Here is a 25,443-nt window from a genome sequence, read left to right on the forward strand (position 1 = left end):
CACTTTGATATATGAAATCTATAGAAATTGATCTGGATTGGAGTTGCATAATGAATTTATCAAATTTGTTGGTAATGGAGAATGTAAAAGATGCCTAACGCCCCCCTCGTCTGCATCGGAAATGCCATTGTCGACGTTATCGCCCCTGCCGAGGATGTTTTTCTGTCCGAAAACGGCCTTCCCAAGGGCGCGATGCGCCTGATCGACGCCGAAGAGGCGGAATCGCTCTATGCGAAAATGGGGGCGGCAACGGAAATTTCCGGCGGGTCGGGGGCCAATACGGCGGCGGGCATCGCGGCGCTGGGCGGTTCCGTCAGCTTTGTCGGACGTGTTGCCGACGACCAGCTGGGCCGCATCTTTCGCCATGATATTCGCGCCGTTGGCGTCAGCTATGAGACGCCCGCGTCGACGGATGGCGTGCCGACCGCCCGCTGCCTGATCTCTGTCACGCCCGATGCTGAACGCACGATGAGCACCTTTCTGGGGACCAGCGTCGATCTGAGCGAAGCGGATGTCGACTATGGCGCCGTCGGTGCAGCGCCCATCACCTATCTGGAAGGATATTTGTGGGATTCGGACAGCGCCCGCGCCGCGATGATGCGCGCACGGGACGTGGCGCGGGATGGCGGCGGCCGGGTCGCCTTTACGCTATCCGACCTGTTCTGTGTCGATCGCCATCGGCAGGATTTCCAGCAACTGGCCGCAGGCGGTGTCGACATCCTGTTCGCCAATGAGGAGGAACTGAAAGGCCTCTATCAGACGGACGATTTCGAGGCCGCCATCGCCCAGCAGCGCGGGCGCATAGATATTGCTGTCGTCACCCGCAGCGCAAAGGGCGCGGTCGTCCTGTCCGGTGAGGATACGATCGAAATTCCCGCCGCAGACCCCGGCAAGATAGTCGATACGACGGGGGCGGGCGATCTGTTCGCGGCGGGTTTCCTGGCGGGTCTGCAACGGCAATTGGATCTGGGCGATTGCGCGCGTCTGGGTGCGGTCGCGGCGGCAGAGATCATCTCTCACTATGGTGCGCGGCCCGAAGCGGATCTGAAGACCCTGGCCGCCCAGACGCTGGCCGCAAGCTAGCGCCGACGAACACAAGGCGGTCTTTGCCGCACAATTTTGACATTGTGCGGCAAAGTTCCTATATCGCCTTCACCACCGATTCCGAGACATGGCCTGCCGTCGCGCAGCGGGCTGCACGGATGGAACGGATGGTTCGCGACGTGATATGCAGACTGAGCTTCCCCGGACAGGCTTTCGGGGTGGGGCCGGTCTCTTTCGCGTCGTTTTTCGTGCCCGGAACCCAGTGACCACGATCTTCGAGGATATTTATGGCAACGCAGCAGGCCCAGAGCTTCATCGGCAAAAAACGCGTCCGCAAGATGTTCGGTGACATCACCGAAGCGATCGAAATGCCCAATTTGATCGAGGTGCAGCGCGAATCCTATGAGCATTTCCTGCGCTCGCGTCCCGAGGATGACTATGTTTCCGGTCTGGAAAAGACGCTGCGTTCGGTTTTCCCGATCCGCGATTTTGCCGGCACGGCGGAACTGGATTTCGTTACCTACGAACTGGAAAAGCCGAAATACGACACGGAAGAATGCCGCCAGCGCGGGCTGACCTATGCCGCGCCGATGAAGGTGACGCTGCGCCTGATCGTGTTCGAAATCGATCCCGATACCGAAGCCCGCTCCGTGCTCGATATCAAGGAGCAGGACGTCTATATGGGCGACATGCCGCTGATGACGCAGAACGGCACGTTCATCGTCAACGGCACGGAACGCGTCATCGTGTCCCAGATGCACCGCAGTCCTGGCGTGTTCTTTGACCATGACCGCGGCAAGACCCATGCATCCGGCAAGTTCCTGTTTGCCGCGCGCATCATTCCCTATCGCGGATCATGGCTGGATTTCGAATTCGACGCCAAGGACATCGTCAACGTCCGTATCGACCGTAAGCGCAAGATTCCGGCGACCACGCTGCTGCAGGCGCTGGGCCCCGTCACGGTCGAAATCGACCGGCCCGAGCGCAAGTTCGAACTGGGCGAGGATGCGCTGATCGAGGGTTCCGTCACGGCGGGAACGATCACCGAAATCACCAAAGACCGCCTGATCATTTCCGGCGTGCACGGCCTGGTCGAGGCCGGCCGCATGGTGACGGGCGGCGAATCCGGCGCGAAGGCGCAGATTCAGAAGGTTGTCCGTCGTGGCAGCTCCCCCGAAGATATTCTGGGCATGTTCTACCGGACTGTTACGTACAAGCGCGACAAGAAGGGCTGGAAGGTTCCCTTCAACGGCGACGCATGGCGCGGCAAGAAGCCGATCTATGACATTGCCGATGCAAGCTCGGGCGAAGTCGTATTCGAGGCGAACAAGAAAATCTCACCGCGCGCGGTGAAGAAGGCCGTCGATAGCGGCCTGGAAGAATTGCTGATCCCGAACGAGGAGATCGTTGGACGCTATATCGCGCACGATCTGGTCGATCCGAAGACGGGCCGCATCTATGCCGAAGCCGGCGACGATGTGGACGAGGCGCTGGTGGATACGCTCGACGCCGCGAAGATCAAGGATGTCCCGCTGCTGGACATCGATCACCAGAATGTCGGACCCTGGATCCGCAACACGCTGCGCGCGGACAAGGCAGAAGAGCGCGATGCCGCCCTCGCCGAGATTTACCGCGTCATGCGCCCGGGCGAGCCGCCCACGCGCGAGACGGCGGAATCGATGTTCGCCGGCATGTTCTTCGACCCGGAACGCTATGATCTGAGCGCCGTCGGTCGCGTGAAGATGAACATGCGCCTGGATATGGATGTCGACGACAAGCAGACGACCCTGCGCGACGAGGACATTCTCGAAGTCGTCAAGACCATGGTCAACCTGAAGGACGGCAAGGGCGACATCGACGACATCGACAATCTGGGCAATCGCCGCGTGCGCTCTGTCGGCGAGCTGCTGGAAAACCAGTATCGCGTCGGCCTGCTGCGCATGGAGCGTGCGGTCAAGGAGCGCATGTCCTCCGTCGACGTCGACACGGTCATGCCGAACGACCTGATCAACGCGAAGCCTGCCGTTGCTGCGGTGCGCGAATTCTTCGGCTCTTCGCAGCTGTCGCAGTTCATGGACCAGACCAACCCGCTGGGCGAGGTGACGCACAAGCGCCGCGTTTCCGCACTCGGCCCGGGCGGTCTGACCCGCGAGCGCGCCGGTTTCGAGGTACGCGACGTCCACCCGACGCACTATGGCCGCATCTGCCCGATCGAAACGCCGGAAGGCCCGAACATCGGCCTGATCAACAGCCTGGCGACGTTCAGCCGCGTCAACCAATATGGCTTCATCGAGACACCGTACCGCCGGGTCGTCGATAATAAGGTGACGCCGGAAGTTCTCTATCTGTCGGCGATGGAAGAGCAGAAGCACACCATCGCGCAGGCGAACGCCAAGCTGAACGATGACGGAAGCTTCGTCGAGGACATCGTCTCCTCTCGCCAGGCAGGTGAATTCCTGATGGCCCAGCGCGACACAATCACGCTGATGGACGTGTCGCCAAAGCAGCTGGTGTCGGTTGCCGCCTCCCTGATTCCGTTTCTGGAAAACGATGACGCCAACCGCGCGCTGATGGGATCGAACATGCAGCGTCAGGCGGTGCCGCTGGTGCAGGCCGAGGCGCCGTTCGTCGGTACCGGCATGGAAGGCACGGTGGCCCGCGATTCCGGGGCTGCCGTCGCAACCCGCCGCGCCGGTGTGATCGACCAGGTGGACGCCGAGCGTATCGTCGTTCGCGCGACGGAAGATCTGAACCCGGGCGAAAGCGCGGTCGATATCTACAAGCTGCGGAAGTTCCAGCGTTCGAACCAGAACACCGCCATTAACCAGCGTCCGCTGGTGAAGGTGGGCGACGTCGTGACCAAGGGCGATATCATCGCCGATGGTCCGTCGACGGAGCTGGGGGAGCTGGCGCTGGGCCGTAACGTGCTGGTCGCGTTCATGCCCTGGAACGGCTATAATTATGAGGATTCCATTCTCATTTCCGAACGCATCGTGAAGGATGACGTGTTTACGTCGATCCATATCGAAGAGTTCGAGGTGATGGCCCGCGACACGAAGCTGGGTCCGGAGGAAATCACGCGCGATATCCCCAATGTGGGCGAAGAAGCGCTGAGGAACCTCGACGAGGCTGGCATCGTATATATCGGCGCCGAAATCGAGCCGGGCGACATTCTGGTCGGAAAGATCACGCCGAAGGGCGAATCGCCGATGACGCCGGAAGAAAAGCTGCTGCGCGCCATTTTCGGCGAAAAGGCCTCCGACGTACGCGACACGTCCCTGAAGCTGCCGCCGGGCGTTGCCGGTACGGTCGTCGAGGTGCGCGTGTTCAACCGTCATGGCATCGACAAGGACGAGCGCGCCCTGCAGATCGAGCGTGAGGAAATCGAGCGGTTGGAGAATGACCGCGAGACGGAGCGCGCGATTCTGGACCGCGCCACCTTCAACCGTCTGCGTCAGACGCTGGTCGGCCAGATGGCTGCGGCGGCGCCCAAGGGATTCAAGAAGGGCGAGCAGATCACTGCCGAGGCTCTTGCTGAAATCACGCCGCGTTCGGACTGGTGGAAGTTCGCCGTCACCGACGATCAGGTCCAGTCTGACCTGGAGGCGATGAAGGGCCAGTATGACGAGGCGCAGAAGGACCTGAAGGCGCGTTTCGAGGAGAAGGTCGAGAAGCTGCAGGCCGGCGACGAGATGCTGCCGGGCGTCCTGAAGATGGTGAAGGTCTTTGTCGCGGTGAAGCGCAAGCTGCAGCCGGGCGACAAGATGGCCGGCCGTCACGGCAATAAGGGCGTCATTTCGCGCATCCTGCCCGTGGAGGACATGCCGTTCCTGGAGGACGGCACCCATGCCGACATCGTGCTGAACCCGCTGGGCGTGCCGTCGCGCATGAACGTCGGTCAGATCTTTGAAACGCATCTAGGCTGGGCCGCGCGCGGTCTGGGCGTGCAGATCAAGAACCTGCTGGAGGACATTCACGCCAACAATGCCGGTAAGCCCTCCGAGGAGCTGAAGGCGAAGCTGAAGTCCATCTACGGCCGCCAGTATGACAAGGAAATCGCCGGACTTTCCGATGAGGAAATGATGGAGATGTCGCACAATCTGTCGCGCGGCGTTCCGATGGGCACCCCGGTGTTCGACGGTGCGCGAGAGGCGGATGTGGCCGACATGCTGGAATCCGCGGGTCTTGATCGTTCGGGTCAGGTCGACCTTTACGACGGCCGGACCGGCGAGAAGTTCGACCGCAAGGTGACCGTCGGCTATATCTACATGCTGAAACTGCATCACCTGGTGGACGACAAGATCCACGCACGCTCCATCGGTCCCTATTCGCTCGTCACCCAGCAGCCGCTGGGCGGTAAGGCGCAGTTCGGTGGCCAGCGCTTCGGCGAGATGGAGGTCTGGGCCTTGCAGGCTTATGGCGCCGCCTACACATTGCAGGAAATGCTGACGGTGAAGTCGGACGATGTTCAGGGCCGCACCAAGGTTTATGAGGCGATCGTCAAGGGCGACGACACGTTCGAGGCGGGCATCCCCGAGAGCTTCAACGTGCTGCTGAAGGAGATCCGCTCCCTCGGCCTCAATATCGAACTCAAGAACGAGGGCGATGATGAGGACGACCCCGCGGGTCCGGAGCAGCTGGCTCAGGCAGCGGAATAAAAGTCCCCCTAGGTTGTCACCCCGGCGAAGGCCGGGGTCCATCTCCGGACCGACGCACCAGGGATTAAATTCAGGAGATGGGTCCCGGCCTTCGCCGGGATGACGAAATGGAAAACGGGTCGATGGACCCACCAAGAGGACGAAGCGGCATGAACAACGAACTGATGAACTTCTACAACCCGGCTGCAAAGCCGGAGACGTTCGACCAGATCAAGATCGGCGTGGCGAGCCCGGAGCGTATTCGTTCCTGGTCGTTCGGCGAGATCAAGAAGCCCGAAACCATCAATTATCGCACGTTCAAGCCCGAGCGTGACGGCCTGTTCTGTGCGCGCATCTTTGGCCCGATCAAGGATTATGAGTGCCTGTGCGGCAAGTACAAGCGCATGAAGTATAAGGGCATCGTCTGCGAGAAGTGCGGCGTCGAAGTGACCGTGTCGAAGGTCCGCCGCGACCGCATGGGCCACATCGAACTGGCCGCGCCCGTCGCGCATATCTGGTTCCTGAAATCCCTGCCCAGCCGTATCGGCATGCTGCTCGACATCCAGCTGAAGCAGCTGGAGAAGGTGCTGTATTTCGAGAGCTTCATCGTGATCGAGCCGGGCCTGACGCCGCTTGAGAAGTTCCAGCTGCTGACCGAGGACGAGCTTCTCGACGCACAGGACGAATATGGCGAGGACGGCTTTACCGCCGGCATCGGCGCCGAGGCGATCCGCGAGCTTCTGGAAACCATGGATCTTGAGGCCGAGCACGCGACGCTGGCCGAGGAACTGGCGGTCACGAAATCCGAGCTGAAGCCCAAGAAGATCATCAAGCGCATGAAGGTGATCGAGAGCTTCCAGCAGTCGGGTAACCGTCCCGAATGGATGATCCTGTCGGTCGTTCCCGTGATCCCGCCGGACCTGCGTCCGCTGGTGCCGCTGGATGGCGGCCGCTTTGCGACGTCCGATTTGAACGACCTGTATCGCCGGGTCATCAACCGGAACAACCGCCTGAAACGCCTGATCGAGCTGCGCGCGCCGGACATCATCGTCCGCAACGAAAAGCGCATGCTGCAGGAATCCGTCGATGCGCTGTTCGACAATGGCCGTCGCGGCCGCACGATCACGGGTGCCAATAAGCGCCCGCTGAAATCGCTCAGCGACATGCTGAAGGGCAAGCAGGGCCGCTTCCGCCAGAACCTCCTTGGCAAGCGCGTCGACTATTCGGGTCGTTCCGTCATCGTGACCGGTCCGGAGCTGAAGCTGCACCAGTGCGGCCTGCCAAAGAAGATGGCGCTGGAGCTGTTCAAGCCGTTCATCTACGCCCGTCTGGACGCCAAGGGTCTTTCCATGACCCTGAAGCAGGCCAAGAAATGGGTCGAAAAGGAACGCAAGGAAGTCTGGGACATCCTGGAGGAGGTCATCCGCGAGCACCCGGTCATGCTGAACCGGGCGCCGACGCTGCACCGTCTGGGCATCCAGGCGTTCGAGCCTGTGCTGATCGAAGGCAAGGCGATCCAGCTGCATCCGCTGGTCTGCTCGGCCTTCAACGCCGACTTCGACGGTGACCAGATGGCCGTTCACGTGCCGCTGAGCCTGGAGGCTCAGCTGGAGGCGCGCGTCCTGATGATGTCGACGAACAACATCCTGTCGCCTGCCAATGGCAAGCCGATCATCGTGCCGTCGCAGGACATGATTCTGGGTCTCTATTATCTGTCCATGGACCGTCAGGGCGAACCGGGCGAGGGCATGGTCCTGTCCGGTGCGGTCGAGGTGCAGCATGCGCTCGACAACGGCCTGGTCACGCTGCACACGAAGATCACCACACGTGTTCCGCAGACCGACGAAGCCGGCAATGAATATATGATGCGCGTCGACACGACGCCGGGTCGTATGCTTCTGGGCGAAAAGCTGCCGAATTCGCACAAGGTACCCTATGAACTCGTCAACCGCCTTCTGACGAAGAAGGAAATCGCCGACGTTATCGACGTCGTCTATCGCGAGACGGGTCAGAAGGACACGGTACTTTTCGCCGACGCCATCATGGACCTGGGCTTCAAGCACGCCTGCAAGGCCGGCATCTCCTTCGGCAAGGATGACATGATCATCCCGTTCGAGAAGGAGCAGCTGGTCACGGATGCACGTGCGACCGTCGCCGATTTCGAACAGCAATATCAGGACGGCCTGATCACCCAGGGTGAGAAGTACAACAAGGTGATCGACGCCTGGTCCCGCTGCGGCGACCAGGTGGCCGACGCCATGATGGACAAGCTGAAGGCGCACGAACTGGACGAGAATGGCCGTGAAAAGCCGGTGAACGCGATCTACATGATGGCGCACTCCGGCGCGCGTGGCTCCCCCGCCCAGATGAAGCAGCTGGCCGGTATGCGCGGCCTGATGGCCAAGCCGTCGGGCGAGATCATCGAAACGCCAATCATCTCGAACTTCAAGGAAGGTCTGACCGTTCTTGAATATTTCAACTCCACCCACGGCGCCCGTAAGGGTCTTGCCGATACGGCGCTCAAGACGGCGAACTCCGGCTATCTGACGCGGCGTCTGGTCGACGTGTCGCAGGACTGCGTCATCATGGAAGAGGATTGCGGGACGGAAAACTTCCTGACCGTGAAAGCCATCGTCGAAGGCGGTACGACCATCGTGTCCCTGGGCGAACGTATCCTCGGCCGCACGCTGGCCGACGATGTCGTCGATGCCAAATCGGGCGAAGTCGTCATGGCAAAGGGCAAGCTTCTCGACGAGGAAGACGTGAAAATCGTCGAAGAGGCAGAGCCCGCGTCGGTGCAGATCCGCAGTCCGCTGGTCTGCGAGACGAAGCTTGGCGTCTGCGGCTCCTGCTATGGCCGTGACCTGGCACGCGGTACTCCGGTCAATATCGGTGAAGCTGTCGGCGTTATCGCCGCGCAGTCCATCGGTGAGCCGGGTACGCAGCTGACCATGCGGACCTTCCACATCGGCGGCGCGGCACAGGTGTCCGAGCAGTCGACGCTGGAATCATCCTTCGACGGCAAGCTGGAATACCGGAACCTGGAAACCATCGTCGATGCAAAGGGCCGCACCATCGCCATGTCGCGTGGCGGCGAGCTGGCCGTGATCGACATGGAAGGCCGCGAGCGCAGTGTGAACCGTATTCCCTACGGCGCGCAGCTGCATGGCGAGAACGGCCATATCGTGAAGCAGGGTGCCCGGATCGCGGAATGGGATCCGTACACGGCCCCGGTCATCACCGATAAGGGCGGCGTTGTCGGCTATCAGGACCTGATCGAAGGCATCTCCATGGAGGAAGCCGCCGACGAAGCCACCGGTATCGCCAACAAGACCGTTGTCGATTGGAAGGGGCAGCCGAAATCGGGCGACCTGAAGCCGCGCATCACGCTGACATCCGGCAAGTCGGAAGATGCCGCCGTCTATCAGCTGAACGTCGGCGCCATTCTGTCGGTTGCCGAAGGGCAGGAGGTGAAGCCGGGTGAGGTGATCGCGCGTATTCCGCGTGAAGCCGCCAAGACCCGCGACATTACCGGCGGTCTGCCGCGCGTCGCCGAGCTGTTCGAGGCCCGCATTCCGAAGGACAATGCGGTCATCGCCAGCATCGACGGTCGCGTCGAATTCGGGCGTGATTACAAGACCAAGAAGAAGATCTTCATTCATCCCGAGGATGGTGAGGGCGAGACGGTCGATTACATGGTCCCCAAGGGCAAGCATATGACCGTCCAGGACGGGGATATGGTGCGCAAGGGCGACTATCTGATCGATGGCAATCCCAGCCCGCACGATATTCTGGACGTCATGGGCGTCGAGGCCTTGGCCGAATATCTCGTCTGGGAGATTCAGGAGGTCTATCGTCTGCAGGGCGTGAAGATCAACGATAAGCACATCGAGACGATCGTTCGTCAGATGCTGCAAAAGGTCGAGATCACGAAGTCCGGCGCGACGACGTTGCTGGTCGGCGAACAGGTCGATCGACGCGAGATGGAAGAAGAGAATGCGAAGCTGTCGAGCCGCCAGGAAAAGGCAGAAGGCAAGCCCGTGCTTCTCGGCATCACGAAGGCGTCGCTGCAGACGCGTTCGTTCATCTCCGCCGCATCGTTCCAGGAAACGACCCGCGTCCTTACCGAGGCATCGGTGCAGGGCAAGATCGACCGCCTGGACGGCCTGAAGGAAAACGTCATCGTGGGCCGCCTGATCCCTGCGGGCACGGGCGCCGCCATGAACCGCGCACGTATCGAGGCACAGCGCCGCGATCAGAAGCTGCGTGACAAGCAGAAGCGGGCATTGGAAGCGCAGGCCGCAGAAGATGCCGCCGAAGCCGAGGCGGCGGCGGAAGCCGCAAACGCATCGGTGCCGGAAGCGCCGACGCCGGTGGAAACCGCCGAGTAGAGCGCTCTTCTACGCCGAAAAAGGGGCTGTCCGGACAATCGTCCGGGCGGCCCTTTTCTTTGGGGCCGGGGCGGCGGCCGATCGACCGCGCGGTCAGCCGTCCTGCGGGTCGGCCTGAAGCTCCGAACCCAGCTTCAGGACTTGGTCGCCGTGATCCTGCGTGATCAGATAGGCGGGATTATCGGCATCGCCCTTTCTGGTGATTTCCGATCCCTTCAGCGTGCGAGTTACCTCTCGCTCGAAGCGTTCCGCGATCTGGCCCTTTGCGGTGCCATTGGCCCAAGACCATTTTACGTATTGGTTTTTCTGAAAACTGTTCGCGTTCGACATGGTGCGCCTCTCCTTAAAGCGGAAAAACGCGCGATAGGGCGGTGCGTTGCGCTTGGCATTTTCGCTCATGCGGCGGTAAGCGTCGCCGGATGCAACCGGAAGATCTGCGCGTCGCCCTGTTTTCGGGCAATTACAATTATGTGAAGGACGGGGCGAACCAGGCGTTGAACCGCCTGGTGCGTCACTTGCTGTCGCGCGGGGTGAAGGTACGCATCTATTCGCCCACCGTCGACAATCCGCCTTTCCCCGCGACGGGCGAAGTGGTGTCTATTCCGTCGGTCGCCTTGCCCGGACGCGATGAATATCGCTTTGGCTTTGGCCTGATCGGCAATGGCAGCGACATCGCCGCCTTTGATCCCCACATTGTCCACATTGCCAGCCCGGATCTGATCGGACACCGCGCGGCCGCCTGGGCGCATCGCCACTATGTTCCGCTCGTCGCCAGCGTGCACACGCGCTTTGAAACCTATTTTCGCTATTACCGTGCGGCGTGGATGCAGACCTTTATCGAGGCGGCCCTGCGCAGGCTGTATCGCAGATGCGCGGAAATCTATGCCCCGTCCGAATCTATGGCGGCGGTTCTGACCGATCAGCGCATGAACCGTAACGTGAAGATCTGGAGCCGTGGCATAGACGGCGACATATTCTGCCCGGAGAAACGCGATCTGCCCTGGCGCCGCGAACTGGGCATTGGCGATGATGAGAAGGTCATCCTGTTCGTAGGCAGGCTGGTCCTTGAAAAAGGACTCGATACATTTGCCGATACGCTGGCGGAACTCGACCGGCGAAAGGTGGCGTATCGCGCCCTGTTCGTGGGCGAAGGCCCCGCCCGGAAGTGGATCGAGGAGCGTGCACCGCAGGGAGTTTTCACCGGCTTTCTGGCGGGCGAGGCGCTGGCGCGCGCCTTTGCCAGCGCAGACATCATGTTCAATCCGTCGTCCACCGAGACCTTTGGCAATGTGACGCTGGAGGCGATGGCATCCGGCCTGCCGGTGGTGGCCGCGCGCGCCACGGGCAGCCTCAGCCTGGTGGAGGATGGGGTCAACGGTCGCCTGACGACGCCGGATTCGATCCGCCAGTCCGCCGATGCCCTGGCATTTTACCTGAATGATCCAGAGGAACGCGCCCGCGCCGGCCAGGCGGGGCGGGAACGATCGAAGCGATTCGACTGGGACACGATCAACGAAGGGCTGCTGCAGCGTTACCTGCTGGTCGCGGAGCGCAAGACCGCGCCGCGATGATCGCACGGGCCAAGGCGGCATGGGGGCGGCATCTGTTTGCGCGCCACAATGTCCGCCGGCTGCACATCGTCGGCTGTTCGCGCAGCGGCACGACGATGATGCACATGGCGATGACCGCCTTTCGCGGCCTGCATTTTCATTATGAGGAAACGTCGCTGGACCATCCCTTGCTGCGCGACCGTCTGGAGGCGCTGGACGCCTTTCGCCGGGCCGGCCTGTCCCGCGATGAGGCGAAGTTCTACGCCACCAAGCGTAACCATGGCTGGTTTGAACGGCAGCAACTTGACCGGCTGATCGCGCTTACCCGCAGCGAGGGACTGGGCATCATCCTGATGGTGCGCGATCCGCGTGACGTGATGCTGTCCAGCCATTCGGGTCGGGGCGGCCTGCCGGACTATGTCAGTCCGGGGCATTGGAGGCGCAGCATAGAGGGCGGCGCATATCTGCAGGACGCCATGGCTGGCGATCCAGCGCTGTTACTGCTGCGGTACGAGGATCTGGCTGGCGCACCCGACATGGTGGCGCAGCGCCTGCACGATCACTTCGGCCTGACGGTGAAGCCCGGAAGTGCGGGACTGGGCGCGATGGCCGCCAATGTGGCCAGCGCGCCCAAGGAATTCGACGAATATCTGCTGGAGGCGGTTGGTGAAATCCGCGACCTGGATCCAGCCTCCGTCGGCAAGTGGCGCCGCCTGAGCGAGGATCCTGCCGCACCCTTAATGGCGGATGCGGAGATCGCGCCGATCTTTCGACGTTTTTGCAAACGGCATGATTATGCGGTCCATATTGAAAATTAAGCAGGCCCGCGCTATATCCCTCCTGTCCGCTTAGCGGCGGAATATGGTGATAAATGTTGCCGTGTAATAGGTATAATGGACCCGGGGGCGGTACCCGGCAGCTCCACCACAGACCGCGCGACCCTTTGGAAACGCTGTCTCTGATGGGGCTGAAACAGGATCGACATGTACTGAAAGACGGTGATTTTGCCCGGCCTGAATGAGCCGTTAAACTGTTCAATCTCAATAAATGCTAACGATAACGAAGCATTTGCGATGGCCGCCTAACCCAAATCCTTCTAGGATTAGGTTAGAACGACTTAAGCACGGTTCGGGGCGCACCGGGTAACAGAAGCGCCAGTCCAGCGGTCCGGAGGGCACCGGGCAACAGAAGCCCTCCATTCCACAAATCACAAGGTTCGGCAGCCTGACCGCCTATGTTTGCGCCGTTTCAGGGAACAGGCGCGCATCGCTCCCGTTGTCGGAGAAACCGACAGGAAGGATCGACATGGCGCCTCGGGACGACGATCAACCCAGCATCAAATTCCAGGTGGCGAATGCGCGCAGCGAGGATGCCGGCAAGGGAATTGCCCGCCTGCCACGCACCGCCTTTGCCCAATTGGGCATTAGCGAGGGCGGGCCTATCGAAATTGCCGGCAATCGCACCACTACGGCCATCGCCATCGGCCCCTATGAGGAGGATGAGGGGCTGGATCTGGTTCGTCTGGACGGCCTGCTTCGCGCCAATGCCGGCGTCACCTCCGGCGAATTCGTCCACCTGTCCCGCGCCGACGTAAAACCGGCCACGAAAGTGGTGTTCGCGCCGGCCCAGCAGGAAGTGCGACTGTCGGGCAATACGGAGGGGCTGAAACGCTTTTTCAGCGGCAGGCCCCTGTCACCGGGCGATGTTGTCGCGACGGTTGGCCGCCAGAATCCGCAGGTCGATCCCCGCTTGCCGCCACAAATGCAGGCGCAGATAGTCCGCCGGTCCTATGGACTGCAGGAAATTCGTCTCGTCGTGGTGTCCGCCTCTCCCGCCGGTATCGTCGTGATCGACGATTCGACCGAGGTCGAATTGAGAACGGAATATGAGCGGCCCAAGGAAAGCCGCCGCATCGATGTCACCTATGACGATATTGGCGGCCTGGGGTCGACGATCGATCAGGTGCGGGAAATGGTCGAACTGCCGCTGCGCCACCCCGAATTGTTTCAGCGGCTGGGCGTCGATCCTCCCAAGGGCGTGCTGCTGCATGGCCCGCCCGGCACCGGCAAGACGCGGCTGGCAAAGGCGGTCGCCAATGAATCCGAGGCGAATTTCCTGCAGATCGCCGGACCGGAAATCATTGGCAGCCAATATGGCGAATCCGAGAAGCGACTGCGCGAGATTTTCGCCGAGGCGGAAAATAATGCGCCGTCGATCATCTTTATCGACGAAATCGATTCCATTGCGCCGAAGCGGGATGAAGCACGCGGTGAAATGGAGCGGCGGCTGGTGGCCACGCTGCTGACGCTGATGGATGGCATCACCGCGCGGCAGAATACCGTCGTCATCGCAGCGACGAACCGGCCCGACTCCATCGACGAAGCGCTGCGCCGGCCGGGCCGCTTCGACCGGGAGATCGTCATCGGCGTGCCCGATCAGAAGGGGCGCCGGGAAATCCTGGGCATTCACACGCGCGGTATGCCGCTGAACGAAGATGTCGATCTGGATGAGCTTGCCCGCACCGCCTATGGCTTTGTCGGTGCCGACATCGCGGCGTTGTCGCGGGAAGCGGCGATAGAGGCGCTGCGGCGGACGCTGCCCGAGATCGATCTGGACGAGAATACCATCCCTGCGGAGGTGCTCGACAGGCTGGACGTGCGGCGGGCGGATTTCATGAGTGCGCTGAAGCGGGTGCAGCCCTCTGCACTGCGCGAAATCATGATCCAGGCGCCCGACGTTGCCTGGGACGATGTCGGCGGTTTGGACGAGGTTCGGGCGAAGCTGCGCGAGGGGATCGAATTGCCGCTGAAACATCCGGATGCGTTTCGCCGTCTGGGCATTGAACCGGCCTCCGGCTTTTTGTTCTATGGCCCGCCGGGCACTGGCAAGACCATGCTTGCGAAGGCAGTCGCGCGAGAGGCGGAGGCGAATTTCATCTCTACCAAATCGTCCGACCTCTTGTCGAAATGGTACGGCGAATCGGAACAGCAGGTCAGCCGCCTGTTCGCGCGGGCGCGTCAGGTAGCGCCGGCCATCATATTCATAGATGAAATCGACAGCCTAGCGCCGTCACGCGGCGGCAGTATGGGCGAACCGCAGGTGACCGAACGCGTCGTCAACACGATTCTGGCCGAAATGGACGGGCTGGAAGAACTGAATTCCGTCATCGTCATCGGGGCGACGAACCGGCCCACTCTGCTTGATCCTGCCCTATTGCGGCCGGGACGCTTTGATGAGTTGGTCTATATCCCTGTTCCCGACAAGGCGGGCCGCCAGAAAATCCTGGAAATCCAGACAGCGAAGATGCCGCTTGCGAGCGACGTCGAACTATCAAGGATCGCGGCGGCGACGGATCATTATACCGGGGCCGATCTGAACGATCTGGTGCGGCGGGCGGGTATGGCCGCGTTGCGAGAGAACCTGACGATCAGTAACGTCACCAACGCACATTTCGATCTGGCACTAAAGGAAAGCCGTGCATCGGTGACGCCTGAACTGGAACGCGAATATGAGAAGATGCAGAGCACTTTGAAGCAGGATGCCATGGCAACCCAGGGAATTGGCTTCCTCACCCCCAAGCTGCGGGAGGAATGAAAGCTAGCCCGGCGTCATCGCCGCAATCGACGGATAGGGTCAGGCCGGGGGCGCGATGTCATATCCGGCCTCAGCCGCCGTCCCACGACCTGCACCATGTGGGAAAGTCCGTCGATCAATCGTGATGGCGGCGGCGGACAATCGCAGTCGATGCATCCACATGTCAGACAGGGTAATTCCGCAGATGCCATAGGCTGTTTCTGCAGCCAGAGTGTGGAGTCGCGATAGGCGAGTTTGGTCCGGTGCGGTTACATTCTTTTCTGGTGGAATTGAGCAGCTGTAGCGTCCGCCGTCACTTGACCAATTCCGTCGTCTGGCCCACCTGTACCGAATGACCGAAGAAACCCCGCCCGATAGCCTGATCCCCTATGACGAATATGTTCAGGAGGCGCTGCGCGGTGTCGTTTACCTGACACTGACAAATATCGCGTCGGAGGGGTCGCTGCCCGGCGGGCACCATTTCTACATCGCGTTCAAGACGCGCGCGAAGGGCGTCGATATCCCGGCGCACCTGCTGGAGCGTTACCCCGACGAAATGACCGTCGTCGTCCAGCATCGCTATTGGGATCTGAAGGTCGATCGGGAGGGGTTCGAGATCGGCCTCAGCTTCAATCAGGTTCCTGCGAAGCTGGTTATTCCGTTCGATGCGATTATCGGGTTCGTCGATCCATCGGTGAATTTTGCCTTGCAGTTCCCGCCGCCACACGTCCCCCGTTCATCGCTTTCCTCCGTCAAGAACGACGCCGACGGGGATGCTGAGGCCGGTGGAGATGCGGGTGAGCCGCCGAAAACGTCTGGCGGCGAGTCAAAGGGGAACGTGGTTTCGGTCGATTTTCGCAAGAAATGATTGAGGCGCAGAGCCTCTCTTTCTAACCATCCCGCGGGGGCGGCGATCCGCCTTTCGGACATCGAATCAGGATCCGGGCATCGCGTGAGTGGCCCGGGCCTGCGCCGGAATGACGATTTTAATGGAGCCAGCATGACAAACGAGAAGACCCGCACCGAATCCGACAGCTTTGGCCCCATCAAGGTGCCGGCTGATGCCTATTGGGGTGCCCAGACGCAGCGCTCGATTGGCAATTTCCCTATTGGCGACGAGCGTATGCCAAAGGCACTGGTGCACGCGCTGGGGATCGTGAAACATGCCGCCGCGCTGGTGAACGAGAAGTCCGGCCTGGATGCGAAGCTGGCAGGCGCCATCCAGACGGCGGCAGAGCAGGTCGCGAACGGTGAATTTGACGATCAGTTTCCCCTGGTCGTGTGGCAAACCGGTTCCGGCACTCAGTCCAATATGAACACGAATGAAGTGATCGCCGGGCGTGCGAACGAGATTTTGACGGGGACACGCGGGGGCAAGGACCCGGTGCATCCCAATGACCACGTCAATCGCGGCCAGTCGTCCAACGACACCTTCCCGACCGCCATGCACATCGCAGCGGGGCGCGAAATCAATTCGCTGCTGGTTCCCGCGCTGGAACATCTGCGCGGCGCGCTGGAGGAGAAGGCGGAGGAATTCGCCGACATTGTCAAGATCGGTCGCACGCACATGCAGGATGCGACGCCCGTGACGCTGGGCCAGGAATTCGGCGGCTATGCCCGCATGATCGAGGACGGCATTGCGCGCATCGAGGCGACGCTGCCGCGCGTCTACCGTCTTGCCCAGGGCGGTACGGCCGTTGGTACGGGCCTGAATGCGCCCAAGGGCTTTGCCGAGGATTTCGCGGCGCAGGTGGCGGAGCTGACAGGGCTGCCCTTCGAGACTGCCCCCAACAAGTTCGAGGCGCTGGCGACGCATGACACGATGGTCGAATTGTCAGGTGCCCTTAACGTGCTGGCCGTCAGCCTCAACAAGATCGCCAATGATTTGCGCTTGCTGGGGTCCGGGCCGCGTTCTGGTCTGGGCGAATTGCAGCTGCCGGAAAACGAACCCGGCTCCTCCATCATGCCCGGCAAGGTCAACCCGACGCAGTGCGAAGCGCTGACCATGGTGGCCGCGCAGGTCATGGGCAACCACACCACCGTCACCGTCGGCGGTGCGCAGGGCCACATGGAACTGAACGTTTTCAAGCCTGTCATCGCTTATAACGTGCTGCAGTCGATCCGACTGATCGCCGATGCCAGCGTGTCCTTCACGGATCGTTGCGTTGAGGGTGTTCAGCCCAATCGCGAGCGGATTGGCGAACTTCTGGAACGGTCGCTGATGCTGGTCACCGCGCTGGCGCCGGAAATCGGTTATGACAGCGCCGCCGACATCGCGAAGAAAGCCCATAAGGAGGGCACCACGCTTCTGGAGGCGGCGCGCGCGCTGGACCTGATTTCGGAAGAGCGGTTCCGCGAAGTCGTTCGTCCGGAGACGATGATTGGCTGACATCCTGCCCGGCAGGGGGAGGCGCGCGTGAACCGGCGGGGCATTTTGTTCGTGCTGTCGTCACCTTCGGGTGCGGGCAAGAGCACGATGGCGCGCATGTTGCTGGAGGCGGAACCCGCAATGCGGGTTTCGGTTTCGGCGACGACGCGCCCCCCGCGCCCCGGCGAGGAACATGGGCGCGAGTATTTTTTCGAAACCGACGAGCAATTCGACGCTCTGATCGCGTCCGATGCCCTGATCGAGTGGGCGAACGTGTTCGATCACCGGTACGGAACGCCCCGTGCGCCCGTCGAGGCTGCGCTGGCTGCGGGGAACGACATGCTGTTCGATGTGGATTGGCAGGGAACCCAGCAGCTGAAACAGCAGATGCGGGAGGATATCGTCTCCATATTTCTGCTGCCGCCATCCCTTGCGGAACTTGAGCGCAGGTTGCGCGGCCGGGGTACGGATTCGGAAGAGGTCATCGCCGGCAGGATGGCCCGCGCTGGCGCTGAAATCAGCCATTGGGCGGAATATGACTACGTCCTGATCAATGAGGAACTGCAGGCCTGCTTTGCCGATGTCAGGAAGATCGTGGCGGGCGAACGGCTGCGCCGGGAGCGGCGGGGCGCATGGCTGACGGATTTTGTGCGCGCCATGTGACCAGCGGGATGAGGCGAGCCAGGCATCGCAGGTGGCGTGGTCAGCCCGTGCCTGCCCGTTTGCGGCCTGAATTACCCTCAAGCGCATAGCTGCGGCGGCGCTGCACGGAGCTGCCAAGCCCCAGCGCCTCTCGATATTTGGCGACCGTACGACGCGCGATGTCAAAGCCATCCTCGTTCAGCAGGGTAACCAGCTTATCGTCGGACAGCACTTTTTTCGGTGATTCGCTGCCGATCAGGGCGGCAATGCGGCTCTTGACTGCCTCGGCGCTCACGGCGTCGCCATCGGCGGCGGTCGACTGGATGGCACTGGTGAAAAAATATTTCAGCTCAAATAGCCCGCGGGAGCACATTAGATATTTGTTCGACGTCACGCGACTGACGGTCGATTCGTGCATTTCGATTTCTTCCGCGATGGCACGCAGGGTCAGCGGCTTCAGGCGGGAAACGCCCTCCAGGAAAAACGCTTCCTGCTGCTTCACGATTTCTGACGCGACGCGGACGATCGTGCGTTGCCTTTGATCGAGGGCATTCATCAACCAATTGGCGGACTGCAGGCATTCAGACAGAAATGCGTTCGTATCTTTTGACCGGCTGCCACCGGAATGGAGCTCTGCCGCATAGGCGCGATTAACCAGAAGGCGCGGAAGCGTTGCGGAATTGATTTCCACTTTCCAGCCGCCCTGCGGCTTTGCGGCCACGAAGACGTCGGGAACGATCGGCATGGCCTCCCCGCCGCCAAACAGCAGGCCTGGCTTCGGATTATATTGCCGGATCTCCTGAATCATGTCGGCAAGGTCGTCGGCATCTACCTTGCAGTATCGGCGCAGCGCGCCCAATTCTCCACGGGCCAGCAAGTCCAGCCGCTCCAGAAGCGCCGCCATGCAGGGGTCATAGCGATCCGCCTCCTTCGCCTGCAGCGCCAGGCATTCGCCCAGATCGCGGGCGCCAACGCCGGTCGGCTCGAATGTCTGGATCTTCAGCAGGACCGCCTCAACCGCCGCCTCGCCCATGTCGAGGCGCCAGCCGATCTCCTCGCAGCTACCGGTGAAATATCCGCTGTCGTCGATCAGGTCGATGATGTGCCGCGCTACCATCGCCTCGACCTGATCGAAAATGCTGGTCTGCTCGATCAGGACCTCGTGCAGGGACTTGCCGGCCGCCTGCGCCTCGCCGATATCGATTGCATCCTCTGGGACGGCGCCGGGTGCGGTACCGTTGAGGCTGAGCCCTCCATCGAGCGCGCCGGCCTGCTGTTCCGGCATGTCGCTGGGGCCGTCATGGTGAAAGGTGTCCGCCACATCCATGTCGAGCGGCGCGTCTTCGCCATCACCGCCGCCCGACATCATCAGTTCGTCGGAGCCGGCGGTTTCGGCGGGCGCTTCCCCCTTTGTCTCACCGCTTTCCGATTCCTGCATCTCCAGAAGAGGGTTTTTCTCCAACTCGTCCTGCAGAAAGGTTTCCAATTCCATATTGGAAAGCGCCAGCAGCTTGATCGCCTGCTGCAACTGCGGCGTCATCACCAGTGACTGGGTCTGACGAAGGTCCAGGCGGGGGCCAAGCGCCATTAGCGGGAGAAGCCCTCGCCCAGATAAACGCGGCGCACCTCCTCGTTCGCGACCAGTGCGTCCGGCGTCCCCTCAAACAGCACACTGCCGTCGAAGATGATGCACGCGCGGTCGACGATGTCGAGCGTTTCGCGCACATTATGGTCGGTAATCAGAACGCCGATATCCCGATCCTTCAGCTGATGGACCAGCTCGCGGATATCGCCGATGGAAATCGGATCGATGCCCGCAAAGGGCTCGTCCAGCAGCATGATCGAGGGATCGGCGGCAAGCGCACGCGCGATCTCGCAGCGTCGCCGTTCGCCGCCGGACAGCGCCATGGCGGGCGATTTGCGCAGACGGGTAATGGAAAATTCGTCCAGTAACTGATCCAGCCGGTCCTGGCGGGCGGTCTTGTTCGGTTCGACGATTTCCAGAACCGCCATAATGTTCTGTTCGACGGTCAAACCCCGAAAGATCGAGGTTTCCTGCGGCAAATAGCCAAGGCCAAGGGCGGCGCGCCGGTACATGGGCAATTGCGTAATGTCGATGCCGTCCAGCATGATGCGGCCATGGTCGGGCTGTACGAGGCCCATGACGGAATAGAAGCAGGTGGTCTTGCCGGCACCGTTCGGGCCAAGCAGACCGACCACTTCGCCCCTGCGTACGCCGAGGGAGACGTCACGCAGGACCAGGCGCTTGTCATAGCTTTTGCCGATGGAAATGACCGCCAGGCCGCCAACGCCTTCGGGCGCCGCTTCGGCTTCGCGGGCAATCTGGTGGGCTTCGCCTATGGTATCGGTCATTTCGCTATCGGTCATTGGCCGGTCATTAACGAAGCAGACGTTAAGGACAAATGATGAATAGCGTAATCTGGCACGAATTATGCTGGGCAGTTAAGGCGTATAGCGGCTTAGCGCCCGGCCTCGCCTTGAAGGATGCCCTCCACCATTTGCACCGTGAAGGGATGATAGCCGCTGCGGGCCGAAGCAAAGGCGTCCCGGGCTATGGCCGTGCCCCACTCGCCCTGCGCCGCAAGGCCCTCGTATAGCGGGCGCAATAACAGCATCCGTCCGACCTCGTTCAGATAGGCGGTCAGCGACGGCACGACGGGATCGTAGCGGTTGGCAATCGCGATTTCGTACCAGGCGGAGCGTACATAGGGGTTGGAGGAAGCAGACAGGTCCAGCGCCTGATCCATTTCTTTCAGGCGGTCGAGCGTCTGTTCGCGGGGAATGCCACGCAGAAACCGCATCCACTGCTGCGTCGTCCAGCCCGCTGTATCCACCTCTTCCGCCGCGCCGCCAGCGTTGAACCTGGCCAGTGTAGCATCGACCTGCCCCAGAGTTTCCGATGTCGGGTGGACGGCGTTTTCCGGCAGGCCGGGAGCGAAGGCCCAGCGATCAAGCTGCAGCGATCCTTCAAGCGATTGGTCGCCGTTGATCAGGTTGGCGCGCAGATCGGCCAGAAAGCCGGCGGTGGTCTGGGGCTGGAAGGCGTGACGGTCGAAATAGGAACGCAAATAGGCGTCCCAGCGATCGCGCCCGACCGTCTGTTCGATGGTCCGCAGGAAGGTGGCGCCCTTGAAATAGTCCAGTTGCCCCGCGGTCTCCCCCGGGGCGCCGTGCAGGCGCGTGGCCGGTGCATCCGCGCCGCCCGCAGCCTGTATCTGGTCCTCCATGGCCGCGAAATCGAGGTCGGCATAAAGCGCTGCCCGCTCTTTCCCGTACAGCGCCTCCATGATGCGGTTCTCGAAATAGGTCGTGAACCCCTCGTTCAGCCAATTGTCCGACCAGGTGGCGTTGGTAACGAGATTGCCCGACCAGCTATGTGCCAGTTCATGCGCCACAACGTCGGTGTTCGACTTGTCGCCGGTAATGATGGTGGGTGTCAGAAAGGTCAGCGTTGGGTTTTCCATGCCACCATATGGAAAACTGGCGGGAAGAACGAGCATGTCGTAGCGGCCCCAGCGATAGGGACCGTAAAGATCGATGGCCGCGTCGATCATCTTTTCGACGTCGGCAAATTCCTCTGCGGCCGCGTCCACGAATTCCGCCTCTGCGAACACACCCGAACGCGGGCCGAGCGAACGAAACTCCAGGTCGCCTGCCGCCAGCGCGATCAGGTAGGGCGGCACGGGATTGTTCATTTCAAACCGATAACTGACGCGCCCGTTGCCCAGTGGAACCCCCTCGGGGGTCAGCTTGTCGCCGCTCATCACGGCCACGATTCCTTGCGGTACGGTAATGCGGGCGGACCAGGTCTGACGAATGCCGGGGCTGTCCTGCGTTGGGATCCAGCTGCGATTGGCGATGGGCTGCCCCTGACTGAACAGGAAGGGCTGTTCACCGCCGGCCGTCGCCTCCGGCGGTAGCCATTGCAAAGCCTCCGCACCGGGAGCGGAGGCGTAGGAAATCGTGATCCTGTCATTTCCCTGCAGCGCGATGGACAGCGGCGCACCGATGTCGGCGTCCATGGAACCCACCTTCCAGTCGAGAGCGTTTCCGTCCTCTCCCGTGATTGCGCTGATCAGCAGCCCGGCATCGTCCAGGCGTACCTCTTTTGCGCCTGGCGCCACGTCCAGGTCGAGCGTTGCCGTACCGTACATGCGCTGATCTTCGAAGTCTGCGACCAGATCGAGATCCACATGCGTGACGCGTGCTTCCTGAGGTTTGGCATGCGTCCAGACATCGAGTGCTTCCTTCGTCGTGAGGACGGGCGCTGGGTCCAGCCGCTCGGCAGCGCCTGCGTTCGCCGTGGCAGTTAGCGCCGCCGCGGCAAGGACGATACGAACGATGGGCATGGGAAATCCTTAACTGACTTTGACCAGTCGAAACTCAGTCCTCAGCCGCGTCGTCCGCAGCCTTGACCTCGGTGCCGGAAGCGCCGGCAAGAACAGGCCGGCAATCCGTATCTTCCTCATCCCCCAGATCGACGAAGGCGGCAAGGGCGGCGATTGGCGATGCCACAACCCCGAGCGCGATGCCCGCCGCCGCCCGACCGAGCAGTTTTCGCGATACAGGATGCACGGACGGCTCAGCGATATATCCATCGATGCCGATGGGAGATTGCCCGGAAAATATGCTGAAATTCTTCGAATCGGCTTCGATGGCCAGATTCACGCTCTCGTCGCGCAGGGACAGGTTGCCGCCGCCGCGGATGACCGCTTTTTCCGTGTCGATGAAGATAGGATCGGTCGTGCCGACGCCGCGCCGGAAGGTAAAGGCGACGAGGCCGCAGCGAATGTCCGCCGGTTTCTTCAAATCATCGCTGATCGCCGCCTCCAGGAAGTCGCCAATATCAAGCTCGACGAGTTCCCCCCTGCCTATGCGCAGACTGCCACGCGGCAGCACGAAAGCTGCGCGCCCGGAGGAACTGCCGAGTGATTCACGAACGCTGTCGCCAAAGCCGGTCAGATCGATGCGCGCACGCATGGTGCCGGTCGTTCCCGTTCCCTCAATATCGAAGCCGGTCAAAAGATCCGACAGGCGCACCGGGCTGAGGCGGATGTCGTAGATGGTCTTTACCGGCGATTCGCGCGCGTCGAGATCTATGTTCGCGGTCAGCGTTCCGCCGGCAAGATCGAAGCTGACTGGTTTCAGCGTCAGAAGGCGATTGTCGAGCGCAAGATTCAGGCTGAGATTGGTAATCGGGATCGTTCTGGTCAGGACATTTGCCGCCGCATATTTCAGGTCGACGTCCAGCAGTGACAAACCATCGGAATTCAGGGGCGCATCGGGAAAAACGCGCGGGCGTCCGCCTTCGTTGGTCACGATTCCATCCGCGCCCTCTGCCGCTAAACGTGCCGGATCGTAACCGATCCAGGGGCCGGCATCGATGATATCGAGCCTGTCCGACCTGAGGTCCGCACTTAGGAAAACTCGCTCGCCGCCGGTACGGACGGTCATGCGCCCGGCAAGGTCGCTGTCGCCGAACGTGCCGGTGATATTCGTGAAGCGCCACTCATCGCCTGCCTTCGTGACCTTGCCGTTCAGATCGAAGCTGCGGGTTTCGGGAACGGCAATGGCGAGTAACTGCATTGGCACCATCAGATTCGATCCGCGTGCGCGCACGGAAAGGTCGCTCCCCTCCAATTCTGTCACGCCAGGTAGGGTTCCAGAAATATCGATGCGGCTGTCGCCAACCTCGATATTGGCTGTCAGCTCGTTACGGCCCCCGGCGATGGTGGCGTTCGGACTGTCCAGTTTGCCGGAAACGAGAAAGGCCGTGCCGTGTGACATGCCGCCGCCGGAAAAGCCGATCGACTTGCCGACACGGCTCTCGCTCGCCTCTATCGGCTGGAAACCGATCTGCGTGAACAGGCGCATGACCGGGTCGCGGTAGCGCAGGCGTGTGCCGCGTACATCGGCACGCCGGATCACCGGCATCGTGAACGGCTCCGGCTCTTCCTCGCCAAAGGTCCAGCTGTTCGCGCTGCCGTCCTCGTTCCATTCCAGCGCGAACTGGGCCTGATCCAGATCGACATAACGGAACAGCATATCGCCGAAGATCGCGCGCAGTATGTCGATGGACAGCTCGACGCGCTCTACATCGGCCAGGTTTTCGTTCTGCGCCCAGTCGGGATTGGCGGCGGTCAGCCCCCCCGCAACGAACTTTATGTGGGGATTGGAATAAAGCTGGAAATTACCGGCGATCGCGACTGGGCGGCCCAACTGATCCGAAGCATATGTCTCGAACGGCTCCTGAAGAAAGCGGCCCTTGGTGATGAAGAGGATCAGCCAGAGGAGAGCGATGATGCCGACAAGACTGGCCACTATACCGAGCGTCCAACCGATCGGGGCATGGAAGGAACGGCGCACGTGGCTTGTCATGGAAGCGGAACGCCGCCCCGGGGAATCGGTTGCTTTTTCATCCCTGCACTCCTATTGCAACGCCTTCGACGTGAACCGTCCGGCCAGTGTGGGCTGCCGTGGCGGTTTTTTATCGTTCTACACATCAGGAGACGAAAATGCCCAAGCTAAAGACCAAGAGCGGCGTCAAGAAACGCTTCAAAATCACCGCCACCGGCAAGGTAAAGCACGGCGTGGTCGGCAAGCGCCACCGCCTTTCGAGCCATAATGCCAAATATATCCGCACGAATCGCGGCACCAAGCTGCTGGCCAAGTGCGATACGCCGGCCATCAAGAAATGGGCGCCGTACGGCCTGTGATGTAAGGGCGGCCCAGCCGCCACGAAGTGAAGCGGAGTAAGATATATGGCACGCATCAAACGGGGCGTTACGACGCAAGCCCGCCACAAGAAAATCCTGAAGCAGGCGAAGGGCTTTTCCGGTCGCCGCAAGAATACCATCCGCACGGCGATCGCCGCCGTCGATAAAGCGGGGCAGTACGCCTATCGCGACAGAAAGGTGCGGAAGCGCAATTTCCGTGCGCTCTGGATCCAGCGCATCAATGCGTCGGTCCGCGAAGACGGCCTGACCTATTCGACGTTCATGCACGGCCTGAAGCTGGCCGGCATCGATCTGGACCGTAAGGTGCTGGCGGGTCTGGCGATGGAAGAGGCGGACAGCTTCAAGGCCATCGTCAAGCAGGCCCAGGCCGCACTCGATAAAGCCGCCTAGACCTACAGGCAGCAGCTTTTAGAAGGCGCGCGGTGGCCGGTCCGTTCGGGACCGACACCGCGCGCCTTTTTCGTTTTCGAGGACCCGAAC

At 61.4% G+C, this 25,443-nt stretch carries 16 protein-coding genes and 1 other RNA gene; 12 read left to right on the forward strand and 5 right to left on the reverse strand.

The genetic code is table 11. The annotated features are described in order from the left end of the window. Positions 1–90: 90 nt before the first annotated feature. From ACSMXM_RS15710 to rpoC, 3 genes are all read left to right on the forward strand, one after another. Positions 91–1,083: an adenosine kinase gene (locus tag ACSMXM_RS15710; protein WP_460317374.1), complete on the forward strand. Its 993-nt coding sequence runs from the start codon at positions 91–93 to the stop codon at positions 1,081–1,083. A gap of 248 nt (positions 1,084–1,331) precedes the next feature. After that, a complete protein-coding gene (gene rpoB / locus ACSMXM_RS15715) occupies positions 1,332–5,702 on the forward strand; it encodes a DNA-directed RNA polymerase subunit beta (RefSeq protein ID WP_460317375.1) in 4,371 nt (1,456 codons plus the stop codon). Between the two features lie 149 nt (positions 5,703–5,851). Then, entirely contained in the window at positions 5,852–10,072 is a 4,221-nt protein-coding gene (gene rpoC / locus ACSMXM_RS15720; protein WP_460317376.1) for a DNA-directed RNA polymerase subunit beta', read from the forward strand. Positions 10,073–10,165: 93 nt separating this feature from the next. On the opposite strand, the gene ACSMXM_RS15725 is transcribed toward rpoC, so the two are convergent. Continuing rightward, positions 10,166–10,471, reverse strand: a complete 306-nt coding sequence (locus ACSMXM_RS15725) for a hypervirulence associated TUDOR domain-containing protein (RefSeq protein ID WP_460317377.1) — start codon at positions 10,469–10,471, stop codon at positions 10,166–10,168. A gap of 20 nt (positions 10,472–10,491) precedes the next feature. Here ACSMXM_RS15725 and ACSMXM_RS15730 point away from each other — a divergent pair, with 20 nt between their 5' ends. The 7 genes from ACSMXM_RS15730 (at position 10,492) to gmk (ending at position 18,226) form a co-directional block, all read left to right on the forward strand. Then, on the forward strand, positions 10,492–11,643 hold the full coding sequence (locus ACSMXM_RS15730) for a glycosyltransferase family 4 protein (RefSeq protein ID WP_460317378.1): 1,152 nt from the start codon (positions 10,492–10,494) through the stop codon (positions 11,641–11,643). Continuing rightward, positions 11,640–12,440, forward strand: a complete 801-nt coding sequence (locus ACSMXM_RS15735; protein ID WP_460317379.1) for a sulfotransferase family protein — start codon at positions 11,640–11,642, stop codon at positions 12,438–12,440. The genes ACSMXM_RS15730 and ACSMXM_RS15735 overlap by 4 nt, the downstream gene beginning before the upstream one ends. Further along, positions 12,426–12,783: a transfer-messenger RNA gene (gene ssrA, locus ACSMXM_RS15740) on the forward strand. Before ACSMXM_RS15735 ends, ssrA begins: the two co-directional genes overlap by 15 nt. Before the next feature lie 144 nt (positions 12,784–12,927). Continuing rightward, positions 12,928–15,216 (forward strand): CDC48 family AAA ATPase, encoded by a 2,289-nt coding sequence (locus ACSMXM_RS15745; RefSeq protein ID WP_460317380.1) that lies wholly within the window; start codon positions 12,928–12,930, stop codon positions 15,214–15,216. Positions 15,217–15,547: 331 nt separating this feature from the next. Further along, positions 15,548–16,063: an SspB family protein gene (locus ACSMXM_RS15750; RefSeq protein WP_460317381.1), complete on the forward strand. Its 516-nt coding sequence runs from the start codon at positions 15,548–15,550 to the stop codon at positions 16,061–16,063. 132 nt (positions 16,064–16,195) lie between these two features. After that, entirely contained in the window at positions 16,196–17,584 is a 1,389-nt protein-coding gene (gene fumC, locus ACSMXM_RS15755; RefSeq protein WP_460317382.1) for a class II fumarate hydratase, read from the forward strand. A gap of 27 nt (positions 17,585–17,611) precedes the next feature. Beyond that, on the forward strand, positions 17,612–18,226 hold the full coding sequence (gene gmk / locus ACSMXM_RS15760) for a guanylate kinase (RefSeq protein ID WP_460317383.1): 615 nt from the start codon (positions 17,612–17,614) through the stop codon (positions 18,224–18,226). Positions 18,227–18,266: 40 nt separating this feature from the next. Here gmk and rpoN read toward each other — a convergent pair whose 3' ends face one another. From rpoN to ACSMXM_RS15780, 4 genes are all read right to left on the reverse strand, one after another. Further along, complete coding sequence (rpoN, locus tag ACSMXM_RS15765) at positions 18,267–19,793, reverse strand: RNA polymerase factor sigma-54 (RefSeq protein WP_460317384.1); 1,527 nt, start codon at positions 19,791–19,793, stop codon at positions 18,267–18,269. After that, entirely contained in the window at positions 19,793–20,593 is an 801-nt protein-coding gene (gene lptB / locus ACSMXM_RS15770) for an LPS export ABC transporter ATP-binding protein (protein WP_460317386.1), read from the reverse strand. The genes rpoN and lptB overlap by 1 nt, the downstream gene beginning before the upstream one ends. 92 nt (positions 20,594–20,685) lie before the next feature. Then, the gene (locus ACSMXM_RS15775; protein WP_460317387.1) at positions 20,686–22,575 is read right to left on the reverse strand and encodes a M1 family metallopeptidase; all 1,890 of its coding nucleotides are present in this window, start codon (positions 22,573–22,575) and stop codon (positions 20,686–20,688) included. 34 nt (positions 22,576–22,609) lie between these two features. Continuing rightward, on the reverse strand, positions 22,610–24,592 hold the full coding sequence (locus tag ACSMXM_RS15780) for an AsmA family protein (RefSeq protein ID WP_460317388.1): 1,983 nt from the start codon (positions 24,590–24,592) through the stop codon (positions 22,610–22,612). A gap of 149 nt (positions 24,593–24,741) precedes the next feature. Between ACSMXM_RS15780 and rpmI the strand changes: the two genes are divergently transcribed. Both rpmI and rplT read left to right on the forward strand, forming a co-directional pair. Beyond that, on the forward strand, positions 24,742–24,942 hold the full coding sequence (gene rpmI, locus ACSMXM_RS15785; RefSeq protein WP_460317390.1) for a 50S ribosomal protein L35: 201 nt from the start codon (positions 24,742–24,744) through the stop codon (positions 24,940–24,942). Between the two features lie 45 nt (positions 24,943–24,987). After that, positions 24,988–25,353: a 50S ribosomal protein L20 gene (gene rplT / locus ACSMXM_RS15790; RefSeq protein WP_460317391.1), complete on the forward strand. Its 366-nt coding sequence runs from the start codon at positions 24,988–24,990 to the stop codon at positions 25,351–25,353. Positions 25,354–25,443 lie beyond the last annotated feature (90 nt).

The sequence above is a fragment of the Pacificimonas sp. ICDLI1SI03 genome (assembly GCF_054740865.1).

What these genes read in the sequence shown, in the direction of transcription:
- ACSMXM_RS15710 (WP_460317374.1), top strand. Translation starts at nt 91, where the DNA reads ATGCCTAACGCCCCCCTCGTCTGCATCGGAAATGCCATTGTCGACGTT.
- rpoB (WP_460317375.1), top strand. Translation starts at nt 1,332, where the DNA reads ATGGCAACGCAGCAGGCCCAGAGCTTCATCGGCAAAAAACGCGTCCGC.
- rpoC (WP_460317376.1), top strand. Translation starts at nt 5,852, where the DNA reads ATGAACAACGAACTGATGAACTTCTACAACCCGGCTGCAAAGCCGGAG.
- ACSMXM_RS15725 (WP_460317377.1), bottom strand. Translation starts at nt 10,471, where the DNA reads ATGAGCGAAAATGCCAAGCGCAACGCACCGCCCTATCGCGCGTTTTTC.
- ACSMXM_RS15730 (WP_460317378.1), top strand. Translation starts at nt 10,492, where the DNA reads ATGCAACCGGAAGATCTGCGCGTCGCCCTGTTTTCGGGCAATTACAAT.
- ACSMXM_RS15735 (WP_460317379.1), top strand. Translation starts at nt 11,640, where the DNA reads ATGATCGCACGGGCCAAGGCGGCATGGGGGCGGCATCTGTTTGCGCGC.
- ACSMXM_RS15745 (WP_460317380.1), top strand. Translation starts at nt 12,928, where the DNA reads ATGGCGCCTCGGGACGACGATCAACCCAGCATCAAATTCCAGGTGGCG.
- ACSMXM_RS15750 (WP_460317381.1), top strand. Translation starts at nt 15,548, where the DNA reads ATGACCGAAGAAACCCCGCCCGATAGCCTGATCCCCTATGACGAATAT.
- fumC (WP_460317382.1), top strand. Translation starts at nt 16,196, where the DNA reads ATGACAAACGAGAAGACCCGCACCGAATCCGACAGCTTTGGCCCCATC.
- rpoN (WP_460317384.1), bottom strand. Translation starts at nt 19,793, where the DNA reads ATGGCGCTTGGCCCCCGCCTGGACCTTCGTCAGACCCAGTCACTGGTG.
- lptB (WP_460317386.1), bottom strand. Translation starts at nt 20,593, where the DNA reads ATGACCGATAGCGAAATGACCGATACCATAGGCGAAGCCCACCAGATT.
- ACSMXM_RS15775 (WP_460317387.1), bottom strand. Translation starts at nt 22,575, where the DNA reads ATGCCCATCGTTCGTATCGTCCTTGCCGCGGCGGCGCTAACTGCCACG.
- rpmI (WP_460317390.1), top strand. Translation starts at nt 24,742, where the DNA reads ATGCCCAAGCTAAAGACCAAGAGCGGCGTCAAGAAACGCTTCAAAATC.
- rplT (WP_460317391.1), top strand. Translation starts at nt 24,988, where the DNA reads ATGGCACGCATCAAACGGGGCGTTACGACGCAAGCCCGCCACAAGAAA.